The following is a 24,136-nucleotide window of genomic DNA, read 5'->3' on the forward strand; positions in this document are numbered from 1 at the left end:
TAAACAAAGCAAGAAAGCGGTGATTTCATTGCCGCGGCCAAATACCCCTAGATATTTCGATATTTCAACGTTGTTTTAGTTATTAATCCAATTAAACACCTTGTTCAAACCATATCCAACCTTGATCCAAACTGATTTTCATCGATCAATCCTATCTATTTCCCTAGATCATTTCTATCCTTTACCTTTCTTTATGTAAAGACATTATTCAGATGTTAAATAGTCATGCTACAAAAATCTGAATGAAGTAAAAGATGTACTGAGAGGGCAAGCTCAGATCGCGGCTACCGCTGATTAAGCCGACGAGGATTTGAAAGAAAAGAACAGTAGGCGAATTGGTATTAGAATAATGTCAACTTATAATAATTTGTTATTTTCTATTACAGGGAAAATATGGTATCGTTAAATTAAAATGTTCGGAGGGAAAAGCGTGCCAAATCCCAAAGTTTTTATTTCATCTACTTGTTATGATCTTGGTATGGCGAGAGAACAATTAAGGACTTTTCTATTAGGATTAGGTTATGAACCTATAATGAGTGAATATTCTGATGTTCTATTTGACCCAAGAACACACACACATACCAGTTGCCTTCAAGAGGTACCTAATTCCGATATGATTGTGTTAATAGTTGGATCAAGATTTGGTGGAAGAATAATACCAGATGCAATCTCCTCATTAAATATTGAAGATTTACTAACTTCAAGTTTTAATGTAGATGTACTAGATAACGTTGAACAACTATCAATAACTCAACTTGAGGTATTAAAAGCAATTGAAAGTTCTGTACCAGTTTTTGCATTCATCGAGGACAAAGTATGGCATGATCATTTTGTATATGAAAAAAATAAACAGCTAATAGGGAAAATTAACTTTCCTTCAATAGATAAACCTGAGACAGCAAAATACATTTTTGAGTTCATTAACTTTTTACGATCTAGAGTTAAAGGAAATAGTGTTATTTCATTTTCCAGAGTAGAAGATATAGAAAGCCATCTTAGGAAACAATGGGCTTCACTTTTTCAAAGGTTATTGAAAGAACAAAGAGAGATAGCTTTTGAATCTAGAAGAAATTTGAGTCTATCCGAACAACTTGAAGACTTGAAAACAGCGATATTATCAACTATTGGCAATACTCAGACTAAAGAAATTGCACGTGGAGTAATTAAATATCGAAGATTAGTTGATTTTTTAATTGGTCTTCGACTTCCAGATATCTCATTCATACTCCAGGGCAACTTTAACTTTGATGAATTACTTAAATATGCAGGAATTATCTCAATTAAAGATATTGACTCAAATAGACTCTCAGCCCGTTCTTTGTTAATAAAAGAAGATGGTAGTTTCTATGAATACAGATTTAATAGCCATGTTTTGTCTGATGTGTCTCTAGATTGGAAGAGTTTCACTGCATTACAAATCGATTCAAGGCAAGTAATTTTTGATGCTTTAAATGATGAGAGAAGAATGGGACCTGCAGTTTTAAGATATCGAAGGGATCCAATAGAAAAGTATTTTAATGATGGTGATATTGAGGAAGTTAATTTAAATAATGTTGTTTCATCAATAGAATCAGCATAGCAAATTGATAAGGTCAGCAACCGTTTTATAGTGTCAGCTCAGATAACGTAAATACTAGAATATTGTAAATGAAAAAAGGGAAAGATCGATAATGAAAATAAAAATGAAAAATGAAAAATGGTCTATTATTATATTTGTTCTATCTCTCTTTCTTGTTATCCTAGTGTGGGCATTATCTGGATATGGGATAAATAACTATTATGAGAATTTAGAAGAAAAATATGTAAAGGATTGTATAGTTTCAGGAAAGAATGATTGTCTTTCAGCTCGTGAAAGTATTGAAGGCAAGAGGGGCACTTTCGGTGATATGTTTGGGGCAGTTAATTCGTTATTTTCTGGATTGGCCTTTGCTGGGATAATCTATACGATTTATTTACAGAGAAAAGAACTTACTCTACAGAGGGAAGAAATTCAGAAATCAACTATTCCAGTTATTCTTATTAAAGAAGCATCTTTTGCTGCATTTAAGGGGAAAAATTCCTCTTATTTATTAAAGTGGTCTAACAATCGAAGTGATGAATCGGCAGATTTTAAACTAGAATTTTTTAATATAGGTCTAGGGGCAGCTAAAAATATACAACTCTCTTGGTCTTATGATGTCCAGTCACTTATAGATAGAATACATAAAAATAATAACGCCAATGTATATAGACTTACTTATGATAGTAAGACCCAAAGAATTGAAATAAACTCTACAAATCATTCATATTATTTTTTACGTGATTTAGAGTATAAAACGGACTATATACTCCCCGTAAATGTAATAAATGAATCAACAAAGATTGAATTACCTAGCTCCTATTTATTATTTTGCTCCGTTCTCTTAGATGTATTCGACAATGAAGAGGCTATGAATTGGCCATTATTAAATCTTAAAATAAATTATAGAGATGTTGTTGGAAATCAATATACTAGAGGAGTTACTCTTAAACCGTCAATTTATGTTATACAGAGAGTATCATCAGATCCTCTTATCACCTTTGGTCATTTTGAAATTATAGATAGTACATCTTGACAGTACTCGTCTTACATAAACAGGTGTGTACTATATTAATTATTGTATTAAAAATCCCCTCCTACTAATTATAGCAGGAGGGGATTTTGCTTAATGAACAACTTCAAACGTCGTTTCTTCACTAGAACCATCTGATGAAACAGTAATTCTCCTGTTTCCTAACGTTGTATTTCCACCAACACGCCAAGACCAACTTACATTTCCATTAGAATCAGCTTTTTTTGGTTCCAATCCAGCAGCTGTACTTGGTCCACTTTTGTAATGATCGACGATACTGGCTGTTGCTCCTGGTGCAACCTTAGCTTTTAATGTTGCTGTCGAGTTCCGTTGTGCTGGGGAGGAAACGGAAATGATTTTTTACAGTTGTTTTAACTTCTTTTGTTGGTTTTTCAGCAGTCTGTGTCTGTATTGGTTTTTGAGTCATTATAGGATCTGGACTGGCTTTTGATTTATCAGTTGCAGTTGCAGTTATAATTAAAGGTGTTGGGCTTGGAGATAATGCGGGAGTTGCAGTTATCAGAGGTACTGCTGTTGGTATTGCAGTTGCAGATGCTATTGGAGAAGGTGAAACTGTTGGAATTGGTGTTTTTGGTGAGTTTAGATTAGTTGTATTCGTATTATTAGTACTACACCCAGATAGCGACAAAATAACCATTACTGACAATAAAATACTAGTTAACTTCCTCATGATATACTTCCCCTAGGTTAATTGTTCTTTTACTAGATTTTCTCTTACCGCTCCGTCCAATAGCATTAATTCTACAACTTGGGAAAGATACCTTTAAATATGTAATATATTGTTTACGATATCCCGAGACTGTTTCTGCTGGCTTAAATTATGGAAATTAATCAAGCTTATTTCCTCTTCACATTTAAAAGGAGGGGATGACCTCTCTTTGTCGAATGGATTAGACCAATATCTACATTTTAGTAAAGTTCTCCAGATACTCTTTAAGAAACAGGTGATAATTTTGTCTCTACCAGTAGAACTTCATAATATATTCTCAAACAAACAAAAATCCTACAAAATGGTGCTCATCATAGCACTTATAACCGAGATTCAAGCAAGCGGATCCAGACTGGTATCTTTACTAAACTTAAAGCATAGATTCCTCTCATTGCTTCAAGAAAGAGAGTCGAACGGTCTAATTGTCGACCAACCACCAGATAAGGCCGGAACTAGCTGGAACAGTATGACCGTAAATAGCATTCAGTCTGTTATTTCCACTCCAATTGCAGCACTGTCCGCCATTCTTGAACAACAAGAAGACTCAATTGGCTTCAAGAAAGAGTTATACGAAACGTGGTCCAATGAAGTTCAAAGTGAGCTTTATGAGTACGCCCAAGCGGAACTAGTGAACTACTATAATCAGAAATATAGCGATAGTTTCTCCTTAAAAGAAGCCATATCCGATATTCTTTTCGCCTACATAACCGCTAAAAGAGAAACCTTTGCAGGACACAGACTAGGTAATCTTGTACGCCAAGAAATCCCCTCAGCGCTAAGGAAGCTTCCTTTCATACACTCAGAATTGAAGATCCAGGGATCGGTTGGACAAGGTAACTGGGCAACGATTCCATGGATATCAATTATGGATAAGCGTATTACAGAGACTACCCGCCAAGGCGAGTACCTGGTCTATCTTTTCGCGGAAGACATGCAGTCTGTTTACCTTACCTTCATGCAAGGTGTTACGATCCCAGTTGCCGAAAAAGGTAAGCCAGCAGCCTATGAATATTTCAAACAAAAAGTAAATGAAATTAGAAGCATGCTCCCGTTGGAAGGCATGATCAAAGATGATGCAATTTATCTAACATCTGGTGGTTTAGGCCAAGACTATCAAGTTTCTACGATAGCTTACTATCGCTACGAATTGGATCAACTTCCAGATGATGAACAACTAATTGCAGACTTAAAAAATACGGTCACCAACTATAACGAATACGTTCGTAGAGTCGTTAATCCGATTGAAGAAGCCGAACAGTCAATCAGTTTTAACTATACGATCAGCCATTTGTATGCTGGTCAGGGTATCTTAAAATACATCCACGAATTCGGACCAAACACTATTTCGTTAGAGACTTTAATAACCGATCAAGCCACAGTCCTTCTCTCCGGAGATGACGTGAAGCATCCCAAAGAGCGAGTTAAGCATCTCGGACGAGCTTTGCGAGATCTAGGTTTAATCACTATAAATGAGAACCAATTCTCATTAACTGATTTAGGTCAGGAGTACGCAAACCATTTCAATGAAAATAAATGGACACTTAGCGAAGCACAAGTCAGATTGATTCGAAGCAATTTAACCGACGCAGATCTCCAGACCCCTCTTGTTAAAAGTATCAATAGAGCTATTCAAATCTGTAAGGAATTAGAATCCTTCACCTTAGATCAATTCTCTCCCAAATTTAACGAAGCACTCGGCACTCTCGAGACTTGGGGAGAAGTTACCCAGAAACAACGCTCTATTTTCATGCTTAACTGGTTAGAGATATTGAAGTTTGTTTCTAAATCAAGCCAGCAATACACGTATACGGAGTGGGAGGAGACACCTCTGGTGGATTCAATGACGGTAATTGAGCGAGTAGCCACAATCAAGAATTTCATTGCTAATAAAGGGTTCATGTATCCTGACCATTGGATCGAGAACTTCTTCTTATCCCTAAAAACAAAGCCATTCGTCATCCTTGCAGGGGTGTCAGGTACAGGAAAAACGAAGCTGGTAAAACTATTCGCTGAGGCTGTTGGAGCTACGACGAGTAATGGCCAGTTCTCGCTCATCCCAGTTCGTCCAGATTGGAGCGATCCTTCAGATCTATTGGGATATAAGGACTTATCAGGGGCTTTTCGCCCTGGAAAGTTAACTGAGATTTTGGTTGAGGCTACAAAGTCGGGTAACCAACATAAGCCATATTTTATCTGCTTGGATGAGATGAATTTGGCTAGGGTTGAGCATTATTTTAGTGATCTATTGAGTGTACTTGAGACGCAGGAGTGGCATAATCAAAGGATTGTCACAACGCCACTTATACATAGAGACTCCTTACAAAATGAGTCGGATAAACAAATGTATGGCAATCTCTATTTGCCAGACAACGTCTACATTATAGGAACAGTAAATATGGATGAGACCACGCATCCTTTTAGCAAGAAGGTATTAGACCGTGCGAACACAATTGAGTTTAATTATATTGAGCTTGGTCAATATCCGTCGTTGGAAGATACTACAGATCGTACCGATGCCCCCTTGCCTCCGAATTCTTTATTACGAAGTGAATACTTACAGCTTGTTGATGTCTACAGGGATCATAAGCAGCTAACGGAAAATACGACCGAGTTATTGGTTAAAATCAATGGCATTTTGGAACAGATCCATTCACATGTAGGGTTTCGTATTCGGGATGCGGTTTGTTTTTATATGATTTATAACGAACGATTTGGATTGCTGAGTGGGGAAGCCGCGTTTGATATGCAGTTGCTTCAGAAGATTTTGCCTCGTATCCAGGGAAGTAGTGCATCTGTGAAAAAAGTTTTGCTTCAAATCATGCAAGTAGCTCAGGATCGCAATCTACCTATTTCAGAATACATGGAAGATGCCTCAAAGCTTTATCTTTCAATGGAGACATTGGCAGCGTCCAAATATCCACATAGCGCAAGGAAAATTGCCTTCATGCTACGGAGGTTAGAAGAAGATGGATTTACCTCATACTGGATCTCTTAATCAAAGTAGGGAATTACTAAGGATTGAAACGAATCTTTTTAATCTCTATATTCAGGGTAAGCCGTTCCATCCTACAGTTGAGACGTTGAATCTTCATCGTAATGGGGATCAGGAGTGGGTGGATGCACATTTTCATGCTGCTCCACTTAAAGATACGCTAAGTATCGAATCTATTTCTGTTTTCTCCCATGAGCATGGTACTGTAAGGGGCTGGTGCCCAGGCGATGCATGTACGCCAACTTTTTATGAGACACAGTCTTATGAGTTGGTAATCGAAAAGAAGCGGGATATTTCCTTATCCTTTTTCCATGATAATGTTCATTTGAGGCAGGCTGTTAAGCCGCTAGGGAAGATGATTTTGTCAGGGATTCTTAATTTTCAAAATGAAGTCGGCCAGTCCGAACTGGAGCTTCGTTTGAATGGGGAGGCTATTTTCCGCCTTCAGCTAGAGATTTTTCCAGCCAAAATCGATTACAAGAATGACTATCAAATGATTCTTAACGACGTTAATGCACAGATTTATAACTTATCTTTTGATTTTTTGCGCAAAACATTTAACATGACCGGTTTGAAAGAGACGAATCATCAGAGTTTGACGGAGTATTTTACGATCCTTCAGCATATATTTACGCAGCTTGTTCAGGCTGTTGAACGCATTAAGCTCTCACCCCACTCCAAGCTGCAGAGCGAGAATCGACTGGTAGACGCTGCACGTGTCAAAAGAGCTGGCAAAGAGAATATCAGCTTTCTAGCTAAGCGTCCACAACTATTAGTGAAAGACTCGGTGAACGGTGTTATTTCGGTAAGTGGAGAGCGATATACCCCAACTCATATGTTAGAAAATAGGCGCCACGTTAATTATGATACGGCTGAGAATCGTTTTGTGAAATGGGTGCTTGTACGTATTGGGCAAAAGCTTAAGGACATTAAAACACGTTTGGCGCAGAAAAGCCGCATGGAAGATCCTGAACTTACGAAGAAATTGAATTTGATGTTGAGTCATGTGCAGCGATTGTTGCAGCATGATTTTCTAAATGTAGGTGAGATGCGGCAGTTTTCAATATCGCTAGTCTTGCAAATGGCTTCAGGGTACCGAGAGGTGTATCGGTATTATTTAATGCTATTAAAAGGTTTATCGATCCAGAATGATCTATTCCGACTATCGATGAAAGATCTGGCTCAACTCTATGAATATTGGTGTTTCTTGAAGATTCACCATCTTTTAAGCAAAAAGTATGAACTATTGAAACAAGATATTATTAAACTTAATCGGAGTGGGCTGTTCGTCACACTGGATAAGTCGCAGCAGGCTAAGATGGTTTATAAGAATCCTATGAATGGTGAGATATTCACGCTATTCTATAATGCGCTGCCTAAGGGAGATAAGAGCCCGACTCTCTCCCAGCGGCCAGATAATGTTCTGACTTTGAAGAAAAACGACGCCGCGGCGGAGTATAAGTATATTTTTGATGCCAAATACCGGATTAATCCGGCTTATGAGGGGACGCCATATTTTGATAGGTACCGGATGCCCGGACCAGAAGAAGATGATATTAACACAATGCATCGTTATCGCGATGCGATTGTTTACTCCGAGGGACAAGGCCGAGAGTACGAGCGGAGCATGTTCGGGGCTTATGTGTTGTTTCCTTATCATGATGAGGAGCGGTTCCAGCAGCATAAATTTTATAAAAGTGTGGAGCTTATCAACATTGGTGCCTTTCCCTTTTTGCCAAATTCAACGAGCTTGATGGAGAAGTTCTTGGACGAGATCATTATGGATAGTCCCGAGAAGGCTTACGAACGGACTACTAGGCCGCGAGGTACGAAGGAGTATTACAAGGATAAGATGTCTGGTAAGAATGTTTTGGTTGGTGCTTTAAGTAAAAAGCCTCAGTTGGAAGCTGCTTTAGAGCATGGATTTTATCATACGCCATTGCGCAATATTACGGACCATAAGGTGTTGACTCGCATAGAGTACGTGGCATTGTACCAGTCCATTCGATTATTCGGAACAGAAGAAGCGGGTATTTCTTGGTATGGAAGAGTAAGGGATTGGAAGGTTGTTCCACGCTCAGCCATAACAGCAATTCCCTCAAGCCGTGGTGCGACGGACGAGCTCTATGTTGTTTTTGGAGTGGATAAGTGGGTCCAAAGAAATGCGGCCATTGTTCCCGCGGGACATGGGATTTATCGGATTTTGTATACGACAGATTATATCTTTAATAGGGCTAATGAAGTTTCTGAGTTACGTTTGGAAACGGAAGAGGAGCTTCGTGATTGGCGAGAGAAACGGCGTGCTGGTAAGGTAAAGGTGACGTTGGATCGGGAGCATTTGGATCAAGGTAGTTTGGTTGTGGGGATTGAAGTTGAGTAGGATGGAGGATAACGCAAATTAGGCTGCTAAAGGGGTATTAACCTTTTTATGCAGTCTATTTTTATGTTTAATATTTCAGAGTATCTAGAATTAAAGGAAAAATCAGGAATATTGTCGAATATTGTAAGTTTAGTGATAGTTTTGATTGTCGTCATGATAATACTCTTTAAAGGTGGTTCTAAAATGGCAAGAACGTATCATGCAGAAGGAAGGCAAGTAGCCTATATAATCAGAGGAATATCTGTTCTTACTGGTCTATCAATTTTCTTTTATACAGACTTAAAACAAATTTGGTGGATGTTTTTCGTAATTATTTTCTCTTCTATTCTGCTTGGTGAAATATTTGGTTCAAGATGGACGAAGAAAAGAAGGGCAGATAGAAAGGATAGAAATAAAACAGAGGCCAACAGCTCCAACGAAAAGAGCTCAAAGCAATAGTTTGTACTACAAAGATCAAGGTTATCAGGTAGAATGTATTGGTGGATCAGGTGATCACGAGGTTGACTTGATTCTAAAAGGAAAAGAAGGTTACAAAATTGCGGTACAATGCAAAAGATGGAAGCAAGATGTTGGGAACGATATTGTTCTGAGACTTAAAGCAGGGAAACAAGTTCACGGTTGTTACGATGCCTGGATTGTTACGACTAGTAACTACACAAGAGCTGCTAAAGAAGCGGCGGAGAAGCTTAATATTAAATTGATTAATGGTTTAATGTTAGACGATAAAATAAAACGATGGAAAGCCCAGAAGGGTATATCATAATTCTACATTCCCACTTGAAATTAGAAAGGAAACCACATATATGAACAGCGAATTATCTCAATTGGCAACACAAAGTTTTGTTGCACCATTTTATTTCATTGCCATGTGCATTGCTCTATTTACATTTATAGGAGCATTGCTTTATTACCGTTTCCTGAGCAAATGGTTACCCGAGAAGCTTGCGACACTAGTCTGGTTCATTGGAGCCGTCTTTATTTTATTTACAAGTTCTGAGAGATTTGATGATATAAAGGGTTTCGTTAAAAACTGGACTATTACTGGTATGGGGATAGGAGTATTAATTTCAGTTGTCGCTCTGGGTGTCATTGGTGTTTTACTTGTTAGCAAGAAAAAAGGCAGTGTCAGGAAAAGGAAAGTAAAAACTAGCAGTTTTAAGGTTCAAGGGCCTCGGATGGTACAAAATAGATCGGATCAAGAAATTTTAAATAGTTCGCTAGATATCTTATCTGGAGCGGAAATGAACAAGAAGATAAAAGTTCAACCGGTGAAAGATATAGTTCGAAAAGAGGTACTACTATCCCAAGCACAAGTCGCAGCTGCCAAAGAAACCACATGCACTTGTGGTGCTCCAATGGTTACTAGGAAAGGGAGAGAGGGGAAGGCGTTCTTGGGTTGTTCCACGTTTCCTAAATGTAGGCAGACCAGATCGGTTTAAGAATAACAAAAACTAGACTGAACAGGAGACGGCTTAACAGTAAGTGGACGTTGGTATTGGACATGAAAAGGGACATGCGAATTATGCACGTCCCTATTTCAATGTTATGCCGTTGAGGATGGATACATTTCCATCTGTTGAAGATCAATAACCATGTTACCACCTTTAAGTATATCTAGGCCAATAAGTCCGTTAATGTGATTAATATCATTGTGGAATACACCAAAATCCATTCTGATATGGTTTATAACGAGGTTGCCCTTTATAACAAATTGTCATAGATGTTTGGAGTAAATTATGAGCATATTCAATCTGCATGTCGTCTACTCCTATATAAGGGATTATGTCTGATTTCGATGGTTATAATTTCTTGACCGGTATGGTAGACGATGTAGTTGTCCTTACACTTAGATAATTCTTTAGTAGCTTCATCGGGGTCTTGAATCGCTCTAACCAAAGCGACTTCATCTACATACTGAACATTATCTTTGGTATGGGAAGTCAGGATTTCTAGCAAAACGTACTGGTGAGGGTAAATATTGCGTACTTCTTGCCATTGCATAGTACATGCACCTCATTTAGAGTAATTCTTATTAGAATTATATCATATAAAGAAGAACGAGCAATCCAGCTTACCCCTCAACCAAATCCACAATCTCCCTGATATCCTCAATCCCCAACGCCTCTGCAATCCGTACAATATGACTAAAATTAATATTCTCACGTTTTCCATTCGCCAACTCGCTAAGCGCGGCGTGTCTCACATCCGATAATCTCGACAGCTCACGTAAGGAGATGTTGTGTTTCTGAGTAAGCTCCGCGATTTTAACTACGACTTTTTTTGCCATAAAGGATCACCTTTCCATGTTTGGAGGTTGACTATACGCGATAACGTACCATATAATATGTTAAAAACTGGTACGTATATGCGTATCATTCACCCCCGGAGGCGATCCCATGCAACCCATCCAAACCCAATACGAATCCATCATCGAAGAAGAAGTCACGCTCACGCAAAGAATCTCCCTCTGCAAAGACTCCATCGATATCTTACTTGAATACATCTCCCGCCACGCCGATTCGATTCACATCCTCACTGCTGAGGATATCGTCACGACGATCCACGCAATGGCACAGAATCTCGATACAGAGCTGCTCCACGTCAGATTCGAAAAGGGGATTCTTGAGCACAAGCTCCACGAGTTGCAGCTGCAAGCGAATCTACATAGCGCCACTGTGCAATCCAGTTAGGTAGCACGGAACGGGTACTGGGAGTTGCTTCATTAATTACGAAATGAATAGTTTAGTATAACGAAACACCTGATACCCAAATCAGGTGTTTTTTACTTTTAACCCCCCTCATTTACACAATCTTATCCCCTGTTAACAATCCTCTAACAATCTTTTTAATCTTTGATCACACAATTCAAATCCCGAACACAATGCCCATAATTCGCTCACAATGTTTAACACTTTGAAAACAGACATATGCACTTTCCTGTCGTACCATGGCAATAGACAGATGAATTTAGCAAATTATCGAAGGTGAATAGGATGCGGAAGTGGATCAAATGGTTGGTAAGATTAGGTCTTGTCCTAGTGATTATAGCCGGTGCGTTTTATTATTGGCTGCGTCCGCTTTTGGTTAGAATTGAAAGCACGACGCTGGCAAGCGGCATACATGTCAAATTTAGGACTGTAGGAACGAATGTCGAGGAATACACGAATGAAGCCTGGCAGCCCTATTTTGCTAAGGGAATTAATATGGGGGCGACGATCCCCGGACATTTTCCTGGTGAACTGGTCATCTCGGAGGACGACTATGAGAGATGGTTCGGCATGATTCAGGATATGGGAGTCAATGTGATTCGGGTGTATACGATCATGATGCCTGAGTTTTACGAGGCGCTTTCCAAATACAACATGAAGCATCAGAAAGATCCGCTTTTCTTCCTTCAGGGCATTTGGAGCCCGGAGGAACAGTTGATTGAAGGGCAGGATGCCTTCGATCCTAAGATTAAGGAGAAATTCGAGCAAGAGATTAAGGACGCGGTTGCGGCAGTTTATGGCCAGACGACGCTCACACCCGAGCCCCATTCGGGAAAAGCAGGAGGTGCCTACAAATACAATGCTGGTCCGTATCTGATGGGCTGGATTGTTGGGACGGAATGGGATCCGAAGATGGTGAAGGGGACCAATGATCGGCACGCGGACACCCCAGACTATGACGGGAAATATTTTCGGAATAAACCGGGCGCGAATGCTTTTGAAAAGTGGCTGGCCTTGATGGTCGACACGGCGGCGCAAACGGAAATTCAATATGGTTGGCAGCATCCCATGGCTTTCGCCAATTGGGTGACGACGGATCCGATTGCGCATCCGGGCGAGCCGCTGGTTGAAGAGGATCTGGTTAGTGTCGATCCCACGCATATTGAGGCGGTGAATTGGGAGGTAGGCTATTTTGCCTCGTATCATGTGTATCCGTATTATCCGGATTTCTTCGCCTTTGATAAGTCGTTCCAGGAAATGACCAACAGCAAGGGGGAACCGGATAGTTACCTTACGTACCTGAATAAGCTAAAAGCAGCGCATCCCAATCTACCGGTCATGGTGACGGAATATGGCGTGCCGGCTTCCGTGGGTGTAGCTCACTTGGGCACGCTCGGCCGCAATCAAGGTGGTCATAGCGAGCAGCAGCAGGGAGAGATTGATGCGGATTTACTACAACAGATTCATGGCTCTGGCTACGCTGGGGCGATTTTGTTCACGTGGCAGGACGAATGGTTCAAGAAGACGTGGAACACGCAGCGCTATGATGAAGCGGACCGCCGGGCGTACTGGTATAACACGCTGACGAATGAGTCGTTCTTCGGGGTACTCGGGATGTACCCGAGTAAAGACAATAAACTCCTCATCGATGGGGACGCCTCAGATTGGAACAAGGTGAAGGATAAGAAGAAACTCGATGTGCAGGCACCCGGCTTTGAGGAGATTTGGGCTACACAGGACGAAGGCTACCTTTACTTGCAAGCCAAGTTATCTGAGCCATTTGATCCGTCGAAGGAAAGCATCTATTTCGGGGCAGATACGCTGCCCGGCGGCAATCGTCACGGACCAGAGCTTCACGGCATGACACTTGATGAAGGATTGGAAACCTTAATCGAGCTGTCGGATGACAAAAAAAGCCGTTTAACGATCGCTTCTAACTACGATATTCACGCTCGCCTTTATGAGCGTTCTGGGCTGCCGGAGGTCGATCCGAAGGAAAAGCAGGATGACTCGGGGATTTTCAAGCCATGGAAGCTAGCGGTTAATTATCTGCTGGAATATCCCGACTCCAGGGTGAATCACCCCTTCGGGGATGTAGAGGTTGGCCTTTTTGCGAGAGGCTATAGCGATCCAGCACGTCCTGACTACAATTCGAAGGCGATGTGGCAGGTTCAAGGGCAGGTGCTCGAAATGCGTATTCCTTGGATGTTGCTGGGATTCAGCGATCCAAGCTCTCTGAGCGTGATTAACTACACCGCCCCGACTAAGAACAAATTTGCAATGACGCACGTAAAAGGCGTTCGCTTTGTTCCATGGATTGTGAAGAATGAGCAGGTCGTTGGCCTAGACAACTCAGCTGCGGCTCAGCCGGTCCAAGTGTCTGAGATGCCGCTATACACCTGGCCGGGCTGGGAGGATAAGGTGAAATACGTGGAACGGCCGAAACAAAGCTACAACATCATGAAAGAGGCGTTGCAAAAGATCAATGGCCCCATTACGACTAACGTTCAATCGGGGAGCTGAAATAGAGGAGAGTGCAGGTGTGTACACCAATCTTCATGTAGCCATACAAGCGTTATATATTATTTTGGCTTTTAATCTGATTTGTGTGGCCATTATTTATGCCATTAAGTTGAGAAGTATTAGAAGGAGGAAGTTGAACGACCGCTTCCAAACGAAATTCAAGGATTACCTGACGTATGTGCAAGCCAATCTGGATGGGATGGAGCCGTTAAGAGTCCCTCCTTGGACCATGAACTCGGTGGAGAGAGAGGCGATGCAAGAGAAGCTGAACGACATGATGGAAATCTTTGCGGGCGAACAGCGGCACAAGCTGGTGCAGCTTTGCGTAGATATTGGGCTCGTGCAGCACCATCTGCAGCGCTTCAACAGCCGCTCTTATCGGGTGAAGCTGGATGCCGCGTATCATTTGGGTTGCATGCGGGTGAAGGAGGCAGCTCCAGCCCTACTGGACATGTTACAGAAGCACCCGCTCGATTCGTCGCTGTTTGTTGTCGCCCGAGCGGTCGCTAAGTGTGCCCGCAGCCAGCAGGATCTCCAAGCCATGGTTGGGATGCTGCTTCAGCACAATAAGAAATACTACGAGTTAATTGTGAATATTATCGCCGATTCGGACGTGGATGCCGCTTCCTTGTACACGGGCTATGTGAGTCATCAGAATTTGGCTTACGTTCGAATTGGGCTCATCGGGCTCAATGTCTACACCGATCCGGCAGCGGCTTCCGCGGTCTATCGTCTCATGGATGCCGAGCAGGAGGACATTCAAACGAAAGCGGTGGATTTGTACCTAAAAAGCTCCCGTCTGCTGCCTAGAAACATCGTTAGCAAGTTGCTGAATCATCCCAATCTGGGTATTCGCCATTTAACGATTGAGGCTTTGGCCGATCTCAAGAATACGGCTTACGTCGAGCTCATGACCATCAGTCTGAGCGACCCCGATCAACGAATCGTGTATGCGGTAGGCAAGGGGCTGCTCCGTATGGGAGAAGAAGGTATGGTGGCATTTTGTGAAAGTGCTGCAGCGGCTCAAGGCACGGAACGCGGTCAGTTCATGCAGCAGCTGATTGAGGATGAGATCAAGCATCTGTCGATGGGGCTGCACAATTGGAATAAGCTCATGCAATATAACACGCTGATGTATACCTATGACAAAATCTTTCGCAAGTCAAAACGTATCTATCGTGTCGTATAGGAGGGTTGTGTAAACATGTGGGTTTTTGGATATCAAGTGATATGGGATTCATTTCTCCATGGTTTAAGGGAATTTTTGCTTTATTATAGCTACGTCGCGCTCTTTTATGTCGTTCTTGTCACGCTGCTCTATTATTTCATTTTCGGATTTTCGATTCGGCATATTTTCGCGATCAAGCGAGGCATTCAGTATAACCGGATCAACAAGCTATCTAGTTCCAGTCAGCTCCCGCCGGTTTCTCTGTTGGTGCCGGCTTATAACGAGGAGTTAACCATTATTGAGAACGTAAGGTCGTTGCTGGCACTCAACTATGCGGAATATGAGGTCATCGTCGTCAATGACGGTTCACAGGATGGGACTTTGAAGTGCATGCTGGAAGAATTCAAGCTGGAGCTCATTCATCCGGTGCTCTCTAGCTCCATTAAGACCGGAAAAGTCAGAGGGGTGTACCATAATCCCGACTATCCCAATCTTTTTTTCATAGATAAAGTAAATGGCGGGAAGGCGGATTCGTTAAACGCTGGTATCAACCTTTCCCATTATGCGTTAATCTCCACGATTGATGCGGATTCTTTGCTTGAAAAGGATGCCTTAACGCGGATTGCCCGTGTCTATATGGAGAACCCCGAGGAGACGATCGCCGTTGGGGGCAATGTTCGTATCGTGAACAGCTGCACGGTGGAGGATGGCATTGTGAAGGATATTCAATTCCCACGTAAGCTGCTTCCAGCCCTGCAACATGTCGAATATACGAAAGCTTTTCTGGGAGGCAGGATTGGCTGGAGCGCTGTGAATGGTCTCATTATTATTTCGGGAGCCTTCGGCGTGTTTCAAAAAAAGATGGTCATCGCCGTCGGCGGTTACCGTGGGGGCTACCCCGGTGAAGATATGAACATTGTGATTAAGCTTCACCGTCACTGTTTGGAGAATAAAATTCCCTACCGGGTAGCCTTTTGCCCAGATGCTGTGTGCTGGACACAAGCCCCTGATTCGTACCGGATCTTGAGCAGCCAGCGTAAGCGCTGGGGGCGTGGAAATCTGAAAAATATGATTGAAGAAGGCATTCACATGGTGCTGCGTCCGAAATACAAAATTTTTGGGCTGCTGACACTTCCCTATAACATTGTGTTTGAAACACTGAATCCGTATTTCCGCCTTAGCGGCCTGTTGGCGATATTGGGCTACTGGATGCTGAATATGACAGATTGGCACACCGTTGTGATCTTTTCATTAGTCAATTTATTTTCCTGCTTTGCGTTAAGTCTGGGGGCCTTGTTTATTGAAGAGACGGCCTTCAGCCGGTATCCCAAGCTGCGCGACCTGAACAAAATGCTCTTGTTCTCGCTCCTCATGTTCGCGGGGTATCGGCAAATCGGTGTTTGGTGGAGGTTAAACGGACATGTTCAATTCCTACGGAATAACAACTCATGGGGAACGATGGTCCGCACCAATTTTAATAAATAAACAAAGACAAGAGGAGTGGAGAAGATGGCGGTACTCGTTCATGATCCGATTCAAGAAGCGATGTTGCAATTAGCAGAAAAGGTTGAAGCTTCCTATGAAAAGGGTGCTCCCTACGGGATGATCCTTGCGCCAAGCAGAGTGGTGAGCCAGAAGGTATTGGAACAAATGCAGTCCTATGTGAGCGGCTTTGAGCCGGAGGTACCCCTTCATTGCTTCTACTTAAATGCAAGCGGCCTTCTCGGAATTGTTCTATCTGGCCAAAAGCTCATCAACACCCATTATGCTTCTCTCGTACTCAAAGAGTTCCTAGAACAGCAAGATTTGCTCCAAGGCCAGATGGTCGTCGCCAGTTTCCCAGAGAGTGGGGAGCTGACGGAACAGTCAATGTCACAGCTGCTCCAAACAACGCTCCAAGGAAAAGGGGAGAGCCGAGATATTCACCTGTTCATGAATCATGGGGTTCAGCAGGGAATAACGTCGATTCTCATCGCCGATCCAGACGAGGTGAGCAGAGAGTTCGTCAAGCTGCGGCTTGAGATTAACGGATACAAGGTCGAGGAGGCCAAGGATGGCAGTGAAGCGCTCGAGAAATATGAGCAAACGATGCCGGACTTAGTGATTACGGAGCTGAACCTGCCGATTCTTGATGGGTACCAGTTGATTGACAAAATTCAGAGGAATTATGCCGGCGAAGGGCAAGTTATCGTACTAACGGACAAGCAGCTGCCGAAAAGCATGGACCGTGCCTTTGAATTGGGCGCATCGGATTATGTGACGAAGCCCTTCTCCATTTCGGAGTTGGAGTGGCGAATTAAGAAACTGAATTCCCGTCTGGGCTAATCTACGTGTAAACATAGGAGGGAGAATTACAATGAATGCATATAACCAATTAAAATATAAATTTCAAGCAAAAACAGCCGAAATCGGGGTCGTCGGTCTAGGCTATGTAGGGCTGCCTCTGTGTATGGAGATGGCGAAGGGCGGGTTTACGGTATACGGTATCGATCTTGATTTCAAAAAGGTAGAGTCACTTCAAAACGGTCAATCGTATATTCAGGACGTTCCGAGCGAAGAAGTAGCGAAAGCGGTAGCGTCCGGTCGGTTTATTCCAACGGATGACTACCATACGGTTCAAAAGCTGGATGCGATCTCGATCTGCGTACCGACGCCGCTTAGTGAGAACCAAGATCCCGATACCTCCTATATTCAGAGTGTCGTCCGAGAAATTAAGAAAAATCTCAAGCGCGGAGCGCTGATCATCCTGGAGAGCACCACGTATCCGGGAACAACGGAAGAGCTTATCCAGTTCGAGCTGGAAGCGCAAGGACTCAAGGTCGGCAAGGATTTCTTCCTCTGCTTCTCGCCGGAGCGGGTCGATCCAGGTAATCCGAAGTTTAACACGTTTAATACGCCGAAGGTGATCGGCGGTACGACGGAAGCGTGCATCGACCTCGGCGTCACGTTATACAGCCATGTCGTGAAAGACGTTGTACCGGTTTCCTCGCCGAAAGTAGCGGAGATGTCCAAGCTGCTGGAAAATACGTTCCGCAGTATCAACATTGCGTTCATTAACGAGATGGCCATGATGTGCGACAAAATGGACATTGACGTCTGGGAGGTCATTAAGGCGGCGTCGACGAAGCCGTTTGGCTTCATGCCGTTCCATCCAGGTCCTGGCATCGGCGGTCACTGCATCCCGCTGGATCCGATGTATTTATCGTGGAAAGCGAAGGAATTCCGTTTTTATAGCAAATTTATCGAGTTGGCACAGTCCATCAATGATAATATGCCGGAGTACGTCCGGTACAAAGCTTCTCAGGTTCTCAATATGTATGCAAAATCCATTCGCAATTCGAAGATTCTAATTCTAGGCATGGCGTATAAGCCCGATGTGGATGATCTTCGTGAATCGCCGGGGTTGGAGCTGTACGAGCTTCTACGGGAGAGCGGAGCACAAGTGGAATATTACGATCCACATGCCGTTTCCTTCCTTGATAAAGATGATAAGACGGTACACTCTGTGAACTATGATCTGTCCGCTTTTGCCCAATATGACTGCATGGTGTTGATCACGAATCATCGCATTTTCAATAACCGTGAACTCGCAGATCTAGGCGTGCCGATTATTGATACACGCAACGCTTTTGTCGACATAAAAGCTGATAATATTTACAAATTAGGAACTGGTATTCGCCAGCAAGAAGTAAGGCTCGCAGTAGGCGTGTAGAATCATCCTAAAAGAGAGAGGAGAAACCAACGATGTGTGGCATAGTAGGGTATATTGGAACGCGAGACGTGCAGCCGATTCTGCTGAACGGATTAAGCAAGCTGGAGTACAGAGGGTATGATTCCGCGGGGATCGCGGTATTGGTGCAGAATCAACTCAAGGTTAGCAAGGCAGAAGGACGCCTAGCCAATCTATCGGGTCAGCTGGATAAGCAGCCGTTGAAAGGATCGATGGGAATCGGTCATACGCGCTGGGCTACTCACGGCAGACCGTCGGATGTTAACTCCCATCCCCATACGGATATGTCGGGTAAGTTCACGGTCGTGCATAACGGCATCGTGGAAAACTACATGGAGCTGAAGAAAGAGCTGGAGGATAAAGGCGTCATCTTTACTTCCGAGACGGACACCGAGGTCATTGCTCACTTGCTTGCCGAGCACTACGAAGGTGATATCTACATCGCTATGCTTGCGGTCATTCAGAGGCTGCAAGGGGCATACTCGCTTGGCGTCATGACGGAATATGAGCCGGATAAGCTTATTGCAGTCAGACAATCCAGTCCGCTGGTTGTTGGAGCGGGTCAAGGTGAATACTTCATTGCTTCGGATATCTCCGCGCTGATTGAACATACTCGTGAGGTGTATATATTGGAGGATGGCGATTTGGCCATCCTTACGCACGAGGGCGTCTCCATCACAAAGGTCGAGACAGGGGAGCCGGCGGCATGTAAGCTGATGCATATCGATTGGAGCGCAGATCAGGTAGAGAAGGGGCCGTTTGAGCACTTCATGCTGAAGGAAATTCATGAACAGCCGTTAACCCTTCGCAACACGATGCTCGGGCGCATCAACGAGGGAGATGAAGTGAGCTTCCCGGAATTGGCGCATGCCGCAGACGCATTTCAACAGGTGGATAAAATCTTTATCGTCGCCTGCGGTACCGCCTATCATGCCGGCCTTGTCGGCAGCACGGTCCTTGAGAAGCTAACGCGCATCCCGGTGCAGTGCGATATCGCATCGGAGTTCCGCTATCGGGACCCGATTATCACAGACCAAACGCTGGTCATCGTCGTGAGCCAATCAGGGGAAACAGCGGATACGCTTGCTGCCCTGCAAGAAAGCAGAAGGCAAGGCGCCAAAGTGTTGGCGATAACGAATGTGCCAACCAGTTCCGTTGCGCGAGATGCGGACTATGTCATCGCGACGAAGGCCGGCCCGGAAATTGCCGTGGCCTCGACGAAAGCTTATACCGCTCAATTGCTTGCTTTCTATTTGTTCAGCATATATTTGGCTCAGGAAAGACAGACATTGTCTACTGAGCTTCATGCGGAACTGATCCAAGGCTTGAAGTCACTTCCCGTTCAGGTGGAGACGGTGCTGGAAGATGCTAATGAAGTGAAGCTGTATGCGGAATCAATTAAGAATGCGGAAAGCTTGTTTTTTATCGGCAGGGGATTGGATTACGCCGTTGCGCTTGAGGGCTCTCTCAAATTGAAGGAAATCTCCTATATCCACTCCGAGGCTTATGCAGCCGGAGAGCTTAAGCACGGTACGTTGGCGCTGATTGAGAAGGATACACCAGTGATTGCGCTGGCTACCCAGATGGATCTGTATGAAAAAACAGTTAGCAATATTAAAGAAGTTAAGGCCCGTGGCGCGCATGTCATGGGGATTACAATAGAAGGCAATGTGGGGCTGTTGAATAGCGTCGATGAAATCTGCTTTATCCCGCCATCTCACCAGCTCCTGGCACCGATCTTGGCTGTCGTGCCGCTTCAGTTAATCTCCTATTACGCCTCCTTGGCGCTGGAGAACGATATAGATAAACCGCGCAACTTGGCCAAAAGCGTGACGGTAGAATAAAAGCGTGATAGTTAAATAACGAACCAGAGGGGAGCTGAATCACTTACATGGAAGCATTCGCTATTTTGTTAGGGGCAGGTAAAGGCACTCGGATGAAGTCGGAGCTGCCCAAAGTGCTTCATCCCGTCGGAGGCGTACCGATGATCGCTCGTTTGGTGGGCAAGCTGGAAGCGATACCGATCACCCGGATATTGGCGGTGATCGGGCATCGAGGGGAGCTGGTCAAGAAGTGCTTGGGAACGCGTGTTACCTATGTCGAGCAGGAGAACCAGCTGGGAACGGCACACGCCGTTCAGCAAGCTGAGCAGCTGTTACGTAACCGTAGCGGCTCAACCTTGGTGCTGACGGGCGATACGCCTCTTATCAGGCAATCCACCATCGAACGGCTACTAGCGGCCCAGCGGGCCCATACGAGTGCTGGTGTGGTGTTAACTGCGATCGTTGCCGATCCAACTGGCTACGGTAGAATTATCCGAGATGCTGCTAGCGGGGAAGTTGTTGATATCATTGAAGAGAAAGACGCAACGCCAGAGCAGAAATTGATTAACGAGATTAACACAGGGATTTTCTGTTTCGATAATGAAAGCTTGTTTGGAGCACTTTCTGGCATTACCAATGAGAATGCACAGAAGGAATACTACTTGACCGATATCGTGAAGGTGATGCGCCAGACCGGTATTGCCGGAGGTCAGAAGCGATTTGAGGCGATGATCCTCGAGGATCCGACAGAGGTAATGGGGATTAATACCCCGGAACAATTGGAAGAGGCGAATCGCGCCTTTTATGAACACATGGGGATTTTTGCCTAACAAGTCATAGGGAGGAGAGCTGATATGGGAGCTATTTTCGGTACGGATGGTGTTAGAGGAGTTGCCAACCGCGGGTTAACGCCTGAGCTGGCTTTTGAATTAGGGTTGATTGTTGGTTATATGCTGACGCGCAGCTGTGAAGGGAATCGGCCTACTGTCGCCATCGGGCGGGATACCCGCATTTCCGGGCACATGCTGGAAGCGGCTTTGACTTCCGGGTTGTTATCGGCTGGGGCGGATGTGGTAAGACTAGGCGTCCTGCCGACGCCGGGGGTGGCTTATGTCACTCGGCAGTCGAGCATGGACGCAGGGGTAATGATCTCTGCCTCTCATAATCCGGTGGAGGACAACGGGATCAAATTTTTTGGCAGCGATGGCTTCAAAATGCCGGATGCCTGGGAAGCGGAAGTCGAGCTCCGCTTGCAAGGTGACGAGCATCGGAGTTCCCGCCCTACGGGAGCGGCGATTGGCACCTTGCGCGATGACCCACAGGGTGCGCAGGATTATGTGAGTTATTTGAAATCTACGGCTGCAGTGGGGCTGTCTGGCTGCAAGATCGTGCTCGACTGCGCGAACGGGGCAGCTTCTGTGCTAGCTCCACAACTGTTCGCCGAGTTGGGTGCGGAGACGGTGCTCATGTATCATGAGCCAGACGGTTTAAATATTAATCAGGATTGCGGCTCAACACATCCGGAGCATCTGCGTAAGGCTGTGCTGGCACATAGCGCCCATGTGGGGCTCTCGTTCGACGGGGATGCGGATCGGTTGATTGCCGTTGATGAACGGGGCGAAATTTTGGACGGGGATCACATCCTCTATATCCTTGCCGCTCATCTGGCCAAGCAGGGTCGTCTGCGCCACAACACCGTCGTTTCTACCGTTATGAGTAACCTTGGTTTTCATCAAGCGCTGCAAACCCTCGGCCTCGATTCCTATCAAAGCAAGGTCGGAGACCGACATGTCATGGAAGCGATGCAGAGTGGCGGGTACAACTTAGGTGGTGAATCTTCCGGACATATCATTTTGCTGGATGATTCAACGACAGGGGATGGCATGTTAGCGGCCCTTCAGCTGCTGCAGGTCATGCTTCAAGCAGGGAAGCCTTTGTCGGAGCTCGTGTCGCCTGTCGTCAAATACCCTCAGCTGGTGGTTAATGTACGCGTGATTCATAAATATAAGCTGGAAGGCAATGGCCGCATCGATGCCGTCATCCGTCGGGTGGAAAGTGAAATGGCCGGCCGTGGTCGTGTACTTGTGCGACCTTCAGGCACGGAGGCGCTGGTGCGTGTGATGGCGGAAGGACCGGATGAAAGGGAATTGTCCGGTTATGTGGAAGGCATTGTAGAGGTGGTCAAGGAAGAGCTTGAATATAGTATGGTTTAATCTGTTCGTTCCGATGAGAAAGACGATTGTATGCTTAATTCTTATTCAAATGTTAGCAAGCATTCCTTTATTTTTCCCCGTGTACTCGCTTGTCACGGAGCTTGGCGTGCAGGTCAACGGCGAGAAGATCGTCTTTACGGATGCTCCGCCTTACATCAATGAACAGACGGGGAGTACGATGGTGCCGGCTAGGGAAATTGCCGAAAAGCTGGGGGCTGAAGTGACATGGAATCGTTCCTTGGAACAGGTAACTTTTCGAAGTCAGCACGCAACCACATTATTGACCATTGGTCAAAATATAGTTTCGATCGACGGCAAGCAAGTCGAATTAGACGCTCCGGCAGTCCTGAAGAATGACCGAACCATGGTTCCGCTGAGAGCGGTTAGCGAGAGCCTCGGAGCCGATGTCGATTGGGTGGGAGAACGAAATTTGGTACTGATTACTTCGGCGGACAAAGCGCAAAGGTCCACTTGGATCTGGGACAGCAAGCTGATTCAGACCGATGGTGACCGCATCCTGCAGTTTGCGGCGAGCCAAAAACTGACATCCATTTATCTGCGCTATGAAAAAACATATCCAGGTCAGGATGTTTACCGGAATTTTATCCGCAGAGCGAATGAGCAGGGCATCAAGATTGAGGCGCTGGCCGGTCAATCGGATTGGATCTACGAAGATAACCAAATCGATATCCGGCAATGGATTGCAGCAGTAACGCAATATAACGCCTCGGCAGGTGCTCTGGAGCGCTTCCAAGGTTTCCATTTTGATATTGAACCCTATACCTTGGCTATGTGGAAGACCAATCAGACCTGGGTGCTCGAGCGGTGGATGGCAACGATCCGATTCATCGAATCGGAAATGAACAACTCGGATCGCAGCATGACGATGGGCCTCGATATTCCCTTTTGGATCAACAACAGTAAGGTTCCCGGATCTAACTACTCCTTTAGCGCTTGGCTTCTGGAGAAAGCGGATAGTGTTGTCATTATGGCTTATCGGAATAAGGCACTCGGCAGCAATGGTATCATTGCCAGAGCCAAATCCATCATTTTAGAAGCAGCTACGCTGAAGAAACAGGCCGTAATTGCCGTGGATACGTTGCCCAGTATGGAAGCCGATTATACGACCTTCTATAAGTCGAATTCCTCGATTATGGAGTCAGAATTGAAACAGGTCAAGGAAAACCTCTCCCTTTATCCGAGCTATATCGGCATCGCTATCCATGATTACGTGAGATGGATCGACCTATTGACCGCTAATCGTTGAACGGGTTCGAT

General features: G+C 44.6%; 20 protein-coding genes. 17 read left to right on the forward strand and 3 right to left on the reverse strand.

Annotated elements, in window-relative coordinates; translation table 11 throughout:
* The first annotated feature begins 430 nt into the window (after positions 1 to 430).
* Together J2736_RS29085 and J2736_RS29090 are read left to right on the forward strand one after the other, a co-directional pair.
* Positions 431 to 1,579, forward strand: a complete 1,149-nt coding sequence (locus J2736_RS29085; RefSeq protein ID WP_310502078.1) for a DUF4062 domain-containing protein — start codon at positions 431 to 433, stop codon at positions 1,577 to 1,579.
* 91 nt (positions 1,580 to 1,670) lie between these two features.
* The gene (locus J2736_RS29090) at positions 1,671 to 2,594 is read left to right on the forward strand and encodes a hypothetical protein (protein WP_310502079.1); all 924 of its coding nucleotides are present in this window, start codon (positions 1,671 to 1,673) and stop codon (positions 2,592 to 2,594) included.
* 298 nt (positions 2,595 to 2,892) lie between these two features.
* Here J2736_RS29090 and J2736_RS29095 read toward each other — a convergent pair whose 3' ends face one another.
* A complete protein-coding gene (locus J2736_RS29095) occupies positions 2,893 to 3,282 on the reverse strand; it encodes a hypothetical protein (RefSeq protein WP_310502080.1) in 390 nt (129 codons plus the stop codon).
* Between the two features lie 340 nt (positions 3,283 to 3,622).
* On the opposite strand from J2736_RS29095, the gene J2736_RS29100 reads away from it, so the two are divergent.
* From J2736_RS29100 to J2736_RS29120, 5 genes are read left to right on the forward strand one after another with little or no spacing between them, the layout of a single operon-like run.
* Entirely contained in the window at positions 3,623 to 6,316 is a 2,694-nt protein-coding gene (locus J2736_RS29100) for an MrcB family domain-containing protein (protein WP_310502081.1), read from the forward strand.
* Positions 6,288 to 8,693, forward strand: a complete 2,406-nt coding sequence (locus J2736_RS29105) for a restriction endonuclease-like protein (RefSeq protein ID WP_310502082.1) — start codon at positions 6,288 to 6,290, stop codon at positions 8,691 to 8,693. The genes J2736_RS29100 and J2736_RS29105 overlap by 29 nt, the downstream gene beginning before the upstream one ends.
* A 48-nt stretch (positions 8,694 to 8,741) precedes the next feature.
* Entirely contained in the window at positions 8,742 to 9,131 is a 390-nt protein-coding gene (locus J2736_RS29110; RefSeq protein WP_310502083.1) for a hypothetical protein, read from the forward strand.
* 1 nt (position 9,132) lies between these two features.
* Positions 9,133 to 9,456, forward strand: a complete 324-nt coding sequence (locus J2736_RS29115; RefSeq protein ID WP_310502084.1) for a restriction endonuclease — start codon at positions 9,133 to 9,135, stop codon at positions 9,454 to 9,456.
* Between the two features lie 40 nt (positions 9,457 to 9,496).
* The gene (locus tag J2736_RS29120; protein ID WP_310502085.1) at positions 9,497 to 10,132 is read left to right on the forward strand and encodes a topoisomerase DNA-binding C4 zinc finger domain-containing protein; all 636 of its coding nucleotides are present in this window, start codon (positions 9,497 to 9,499) and stop codon (positions 10,130 to 10,132) included.
* A 307-nt stretch (positions 10,133 to 10,439) separates the two neighbouring features.
* On the opposite strand, the gene J2736_RS29125 is transcribed toward J2736_RS29120, so the two are convergent.
* Both J2736_RS29125 and J2736_RS29130 read right to left on the reverse strand, forming a co-directional pair.
* Positions 10,440 to 10,649, reverse strand: coding sequence for a hypothetical protein (locus tag J2736_RS29125; protein ID WP_310502086.1), 210 nt, complete (start codon positions 10,647 to 10,649; stop codon positions 10,440 to 10,442).
* 115 nt (positions 10,650 to 10,764) lie between these two features.
* The gene (locus tag J2736_RS29130) at positions 10,765 to 10,980 is read right to left on the reverse strand and encodes a helix-turn-helix domain-containing protein (protein WP_310502087.1); all 216 of its coding nucleotides are present in this window, start codon (positions 10,978 to 10,980) and stop codon (positions 10,765 to 10,767) included.
* Between the two features lie 109 nt (positions 10,981 to 11,089).
* Here J2736_RS29130 and J2736_RS29135 point away from each other — a divergent pair, with 109 nt between their 5' ends.
* The 10 genes from J2736_RS29135 (at position 11,090) to J2736_RS29180 (ending at position 24,125) form a co-directional block, all read left to right on the forward strand.
* A complete protein-coding gene (locus J2736_RS29135; protein ID WP_310502088.1) occupies positions 11,090 to 11,383 on the forward strand; it encodes a hypothetical protein in 294 nt (97 codons plus the stop codon).
* 303 nt (positions 11,384 to 11,686) lie between these two features.
* On the forward strand, positions 11,687 to 13,924 hold the full coding sequence (locus J2736_RS29140; RefSeq protein WP_310502089.1) for a hypothetical protein: 2,238 nt from the start codon (positions 11,687 to 11,689) through the stop codon (positions 13,922 to 13,924).
* Positions 13,925 to 13,943: 19 nt separating this feature from the next.
* A complete protein-coding gene (locus J2736_RS29145) occupies positions 13,944 to 15,113 on the forward strand; it encodes a HEAT repeat domain-containing protein (protein WP_310502090.1) in 1,170 nt (389 codons plus the stop codon).
* A gap of 15 nt (positions 15,114 to 15,128) precedes the next feature.
* Positions 15,129 to 16,577 carry a glycosyltransferase family 2 protein gene (locus tag J2736_RS29150; RefSeq protein WP_310502091.1) on the forward strand — a complete coding sequence of 483 codons (1,449 nt, stop codon included), beginning with the start codon at positions 15,129 to 15,131 and terminating at the stop codon, positions 16,575 to 16,577.
* 24 nt (positions 16,578 to 16,601) lie between these two features.
* Positions 16,602 to 17,417, forward strand: a complete 816-nt coding sequence (locus tag J2736_RS29155; protein WP_310502092.1) for a response regulator — start codon at positions 16,602 to 16,604, stop codon at positions 17,415 to 17,417.
* A 31-nt stretch (positions 17,418 to 17,448) separates the two neighbouring features.
* Entirely contained in the window at positions 17,449 to 18,804 is a 1,356-nt protein-coding gene (locus tag J2736_RS29160; RefSeq protein WP_310502093.1) for a nucleotide sugar dehydrogenase, read from the forward strand.
* Between the two features lie 32 nt (positions 18,805 to 18,836).
* On the forward strand, positions 18,837 to 20,666 hold the full coding sequence (glmS, locus tag J2736_RS29165) for a glutamine--fructose-6-phosphate transaminase (isomerizing) (protein WP_310502094.1): 1,830 nt from the start codon (positions 18,837 to 18,839) through the stop codon (positions 20,664 to 20,666).
* A 47-nt stretch (positions 20,667 to 20,713) separates the two neighbouring features.
* On the forward strand, positions 20,714 to 21,475 hold the full coding sequence (locus J2736_RS29170; RefSeq protein ID WP_310502095.1) for a sugar phosphate nucleotidyltransferase: 762 nt from the start codon (positions 20,714 to 20,716) through the stop codon (positions 21,473 to 21,475).
* Between the two features lie 24 nt (positions 21,476 to 21,499).
* On the forward strand, positions 21,500 to 22,858 hold the full coding sequence (glmM, locus tag J2736_RS29175; RefSeq protein ID WP_310502096.1) for a phosphoglucosamine mutase: 1,359 nt from the start codon (positions 21,500 to 21,502) through the stop codon (positions 22,856 to 22,858).
* On the forward strand, positions 22,839 to 24,125 hold the full coding sequence (locus tag J2736_RS29180) for a copper amine oxidase N-terminal domain-containing protein (protein ID WP_310502097.1): 1,287 nt from the start codon (positions 22,839 to 22,841) through the stop codon (positions 24,123 to 24,125). The genes glmM and J2736_RS29180 overlap by 20 nt, the downstream gene beginning before the upstream one ends.
* The last annotated feature ends 11 nt before the right edge of the window (positions 24,126 to 24,136 follow it).

The sequence above is a fragment of the Paenibacillus qinlingensis genome, from assembly GCF_031455095.1.
GTDB lineage: Bacteria > Bacillota > Bacilli > Paenibacillales > NBRC-103111 > Paenibacillus_E > Paenibacillus_E qinlingensis_A.

Coding starts and splice junctions, on each gene's coding strand:
- J2736_RS29090 (WP_310502079.1), top strand. CDS start 1,671: ATGAAAATAAAAATGAAAAATGAAAAATGGTCTATTATTATATTTGTT.
- J2736_RS29095 (WP_310502080.1), bottom strand. CDS start 3,282: ATGAGGAAGTTAACTAGTATTTTATTGTCAGTAATGGTTATTTTGTCG.
- J2736_RS29100 (WP_310502081.1), top strand. CDS start 3,623: ATGGTGCTCATCATAGCACTTATAACCGAGATTCAAGCAAGCGGATCC.
- J2736_RS29105 (WP_310502082.1), top strand. CDS start 6,288: ATGGATTTACCTCATACTGGATCTCTTAATCAAAGTAGGGAATTACTA.
- J2736_RS29110 (WP_310502083.1), top strand. CDS start 8,742: ATGCAGTCTATTTTTATGTTTAATATTTCAGAGTATCTAGAATTAAAG.
- J2736_RS29120 (WP_310502085.1), top strand. CDS start 9,497: ATGAACAGCGAATTATCTCAATTGGCAACACAAAGTTTTGTTGCACCA.
- J2736_RS29130 (WP_310502087.1), bottom strand. CDS start 10,980: ATGGCAAAAAAAGTCGTAGTTAAAATCGCGGAGCTTACTCAGAAACAC.
- J2736_RS29135 (WP_310502088.1), top strand. CDS start 11,090: ATGCAACCCATCCAAACCCAATACGAATCCATCATCGAAGAAGAAGTC.
- J2736_RS29140 (WP_310502089.1), top strand. CDS start 11,687: ATGCGGAAGTGGATCAAATGGTTGGTAAGATTAGGTCTTGTCCTAGTG.
- J2736_RS29150 (WP_310502091.1), top strand. CDS start 15,129: ATGTGGGTTTTTGGATATCAAGTGATATGGGATTCATTTCTCCATGGT.
- J2736_RS29155 (WP_310502092.1), top strand. CDS start 16,602: ATGGCGGTACTCGTTCATGATCCGATTCAAGAAGCGATGTTGCAATTA.
- J2736_RS29160 (WP_310502093.1), top strand. CDS start 17,449: ATGAATGCATATAACCAATTAAAATATAAATTTCAAGCAAAAACAGCC.
- glmS (WP_310502094.1), top strand. CDS start 18,837: ATGTGTGGCATAGTAGGGTATATTGGAACGCGAGACGTGCAGCCGATT.
- J2736_RS29170 (WP_310502095.1), top strand. CDS start 20,714: ATGGAAGCATTCGCTATTTTGTTAGGGGCAGGTAAAGGCACTCGGATG.
- glmM (WP_310502096.1), top strand. CDS start 21,500: ATGGGAGCTATTTTCGGTACGGATGGTGTTAGAGGAGTTGCCAACCGC.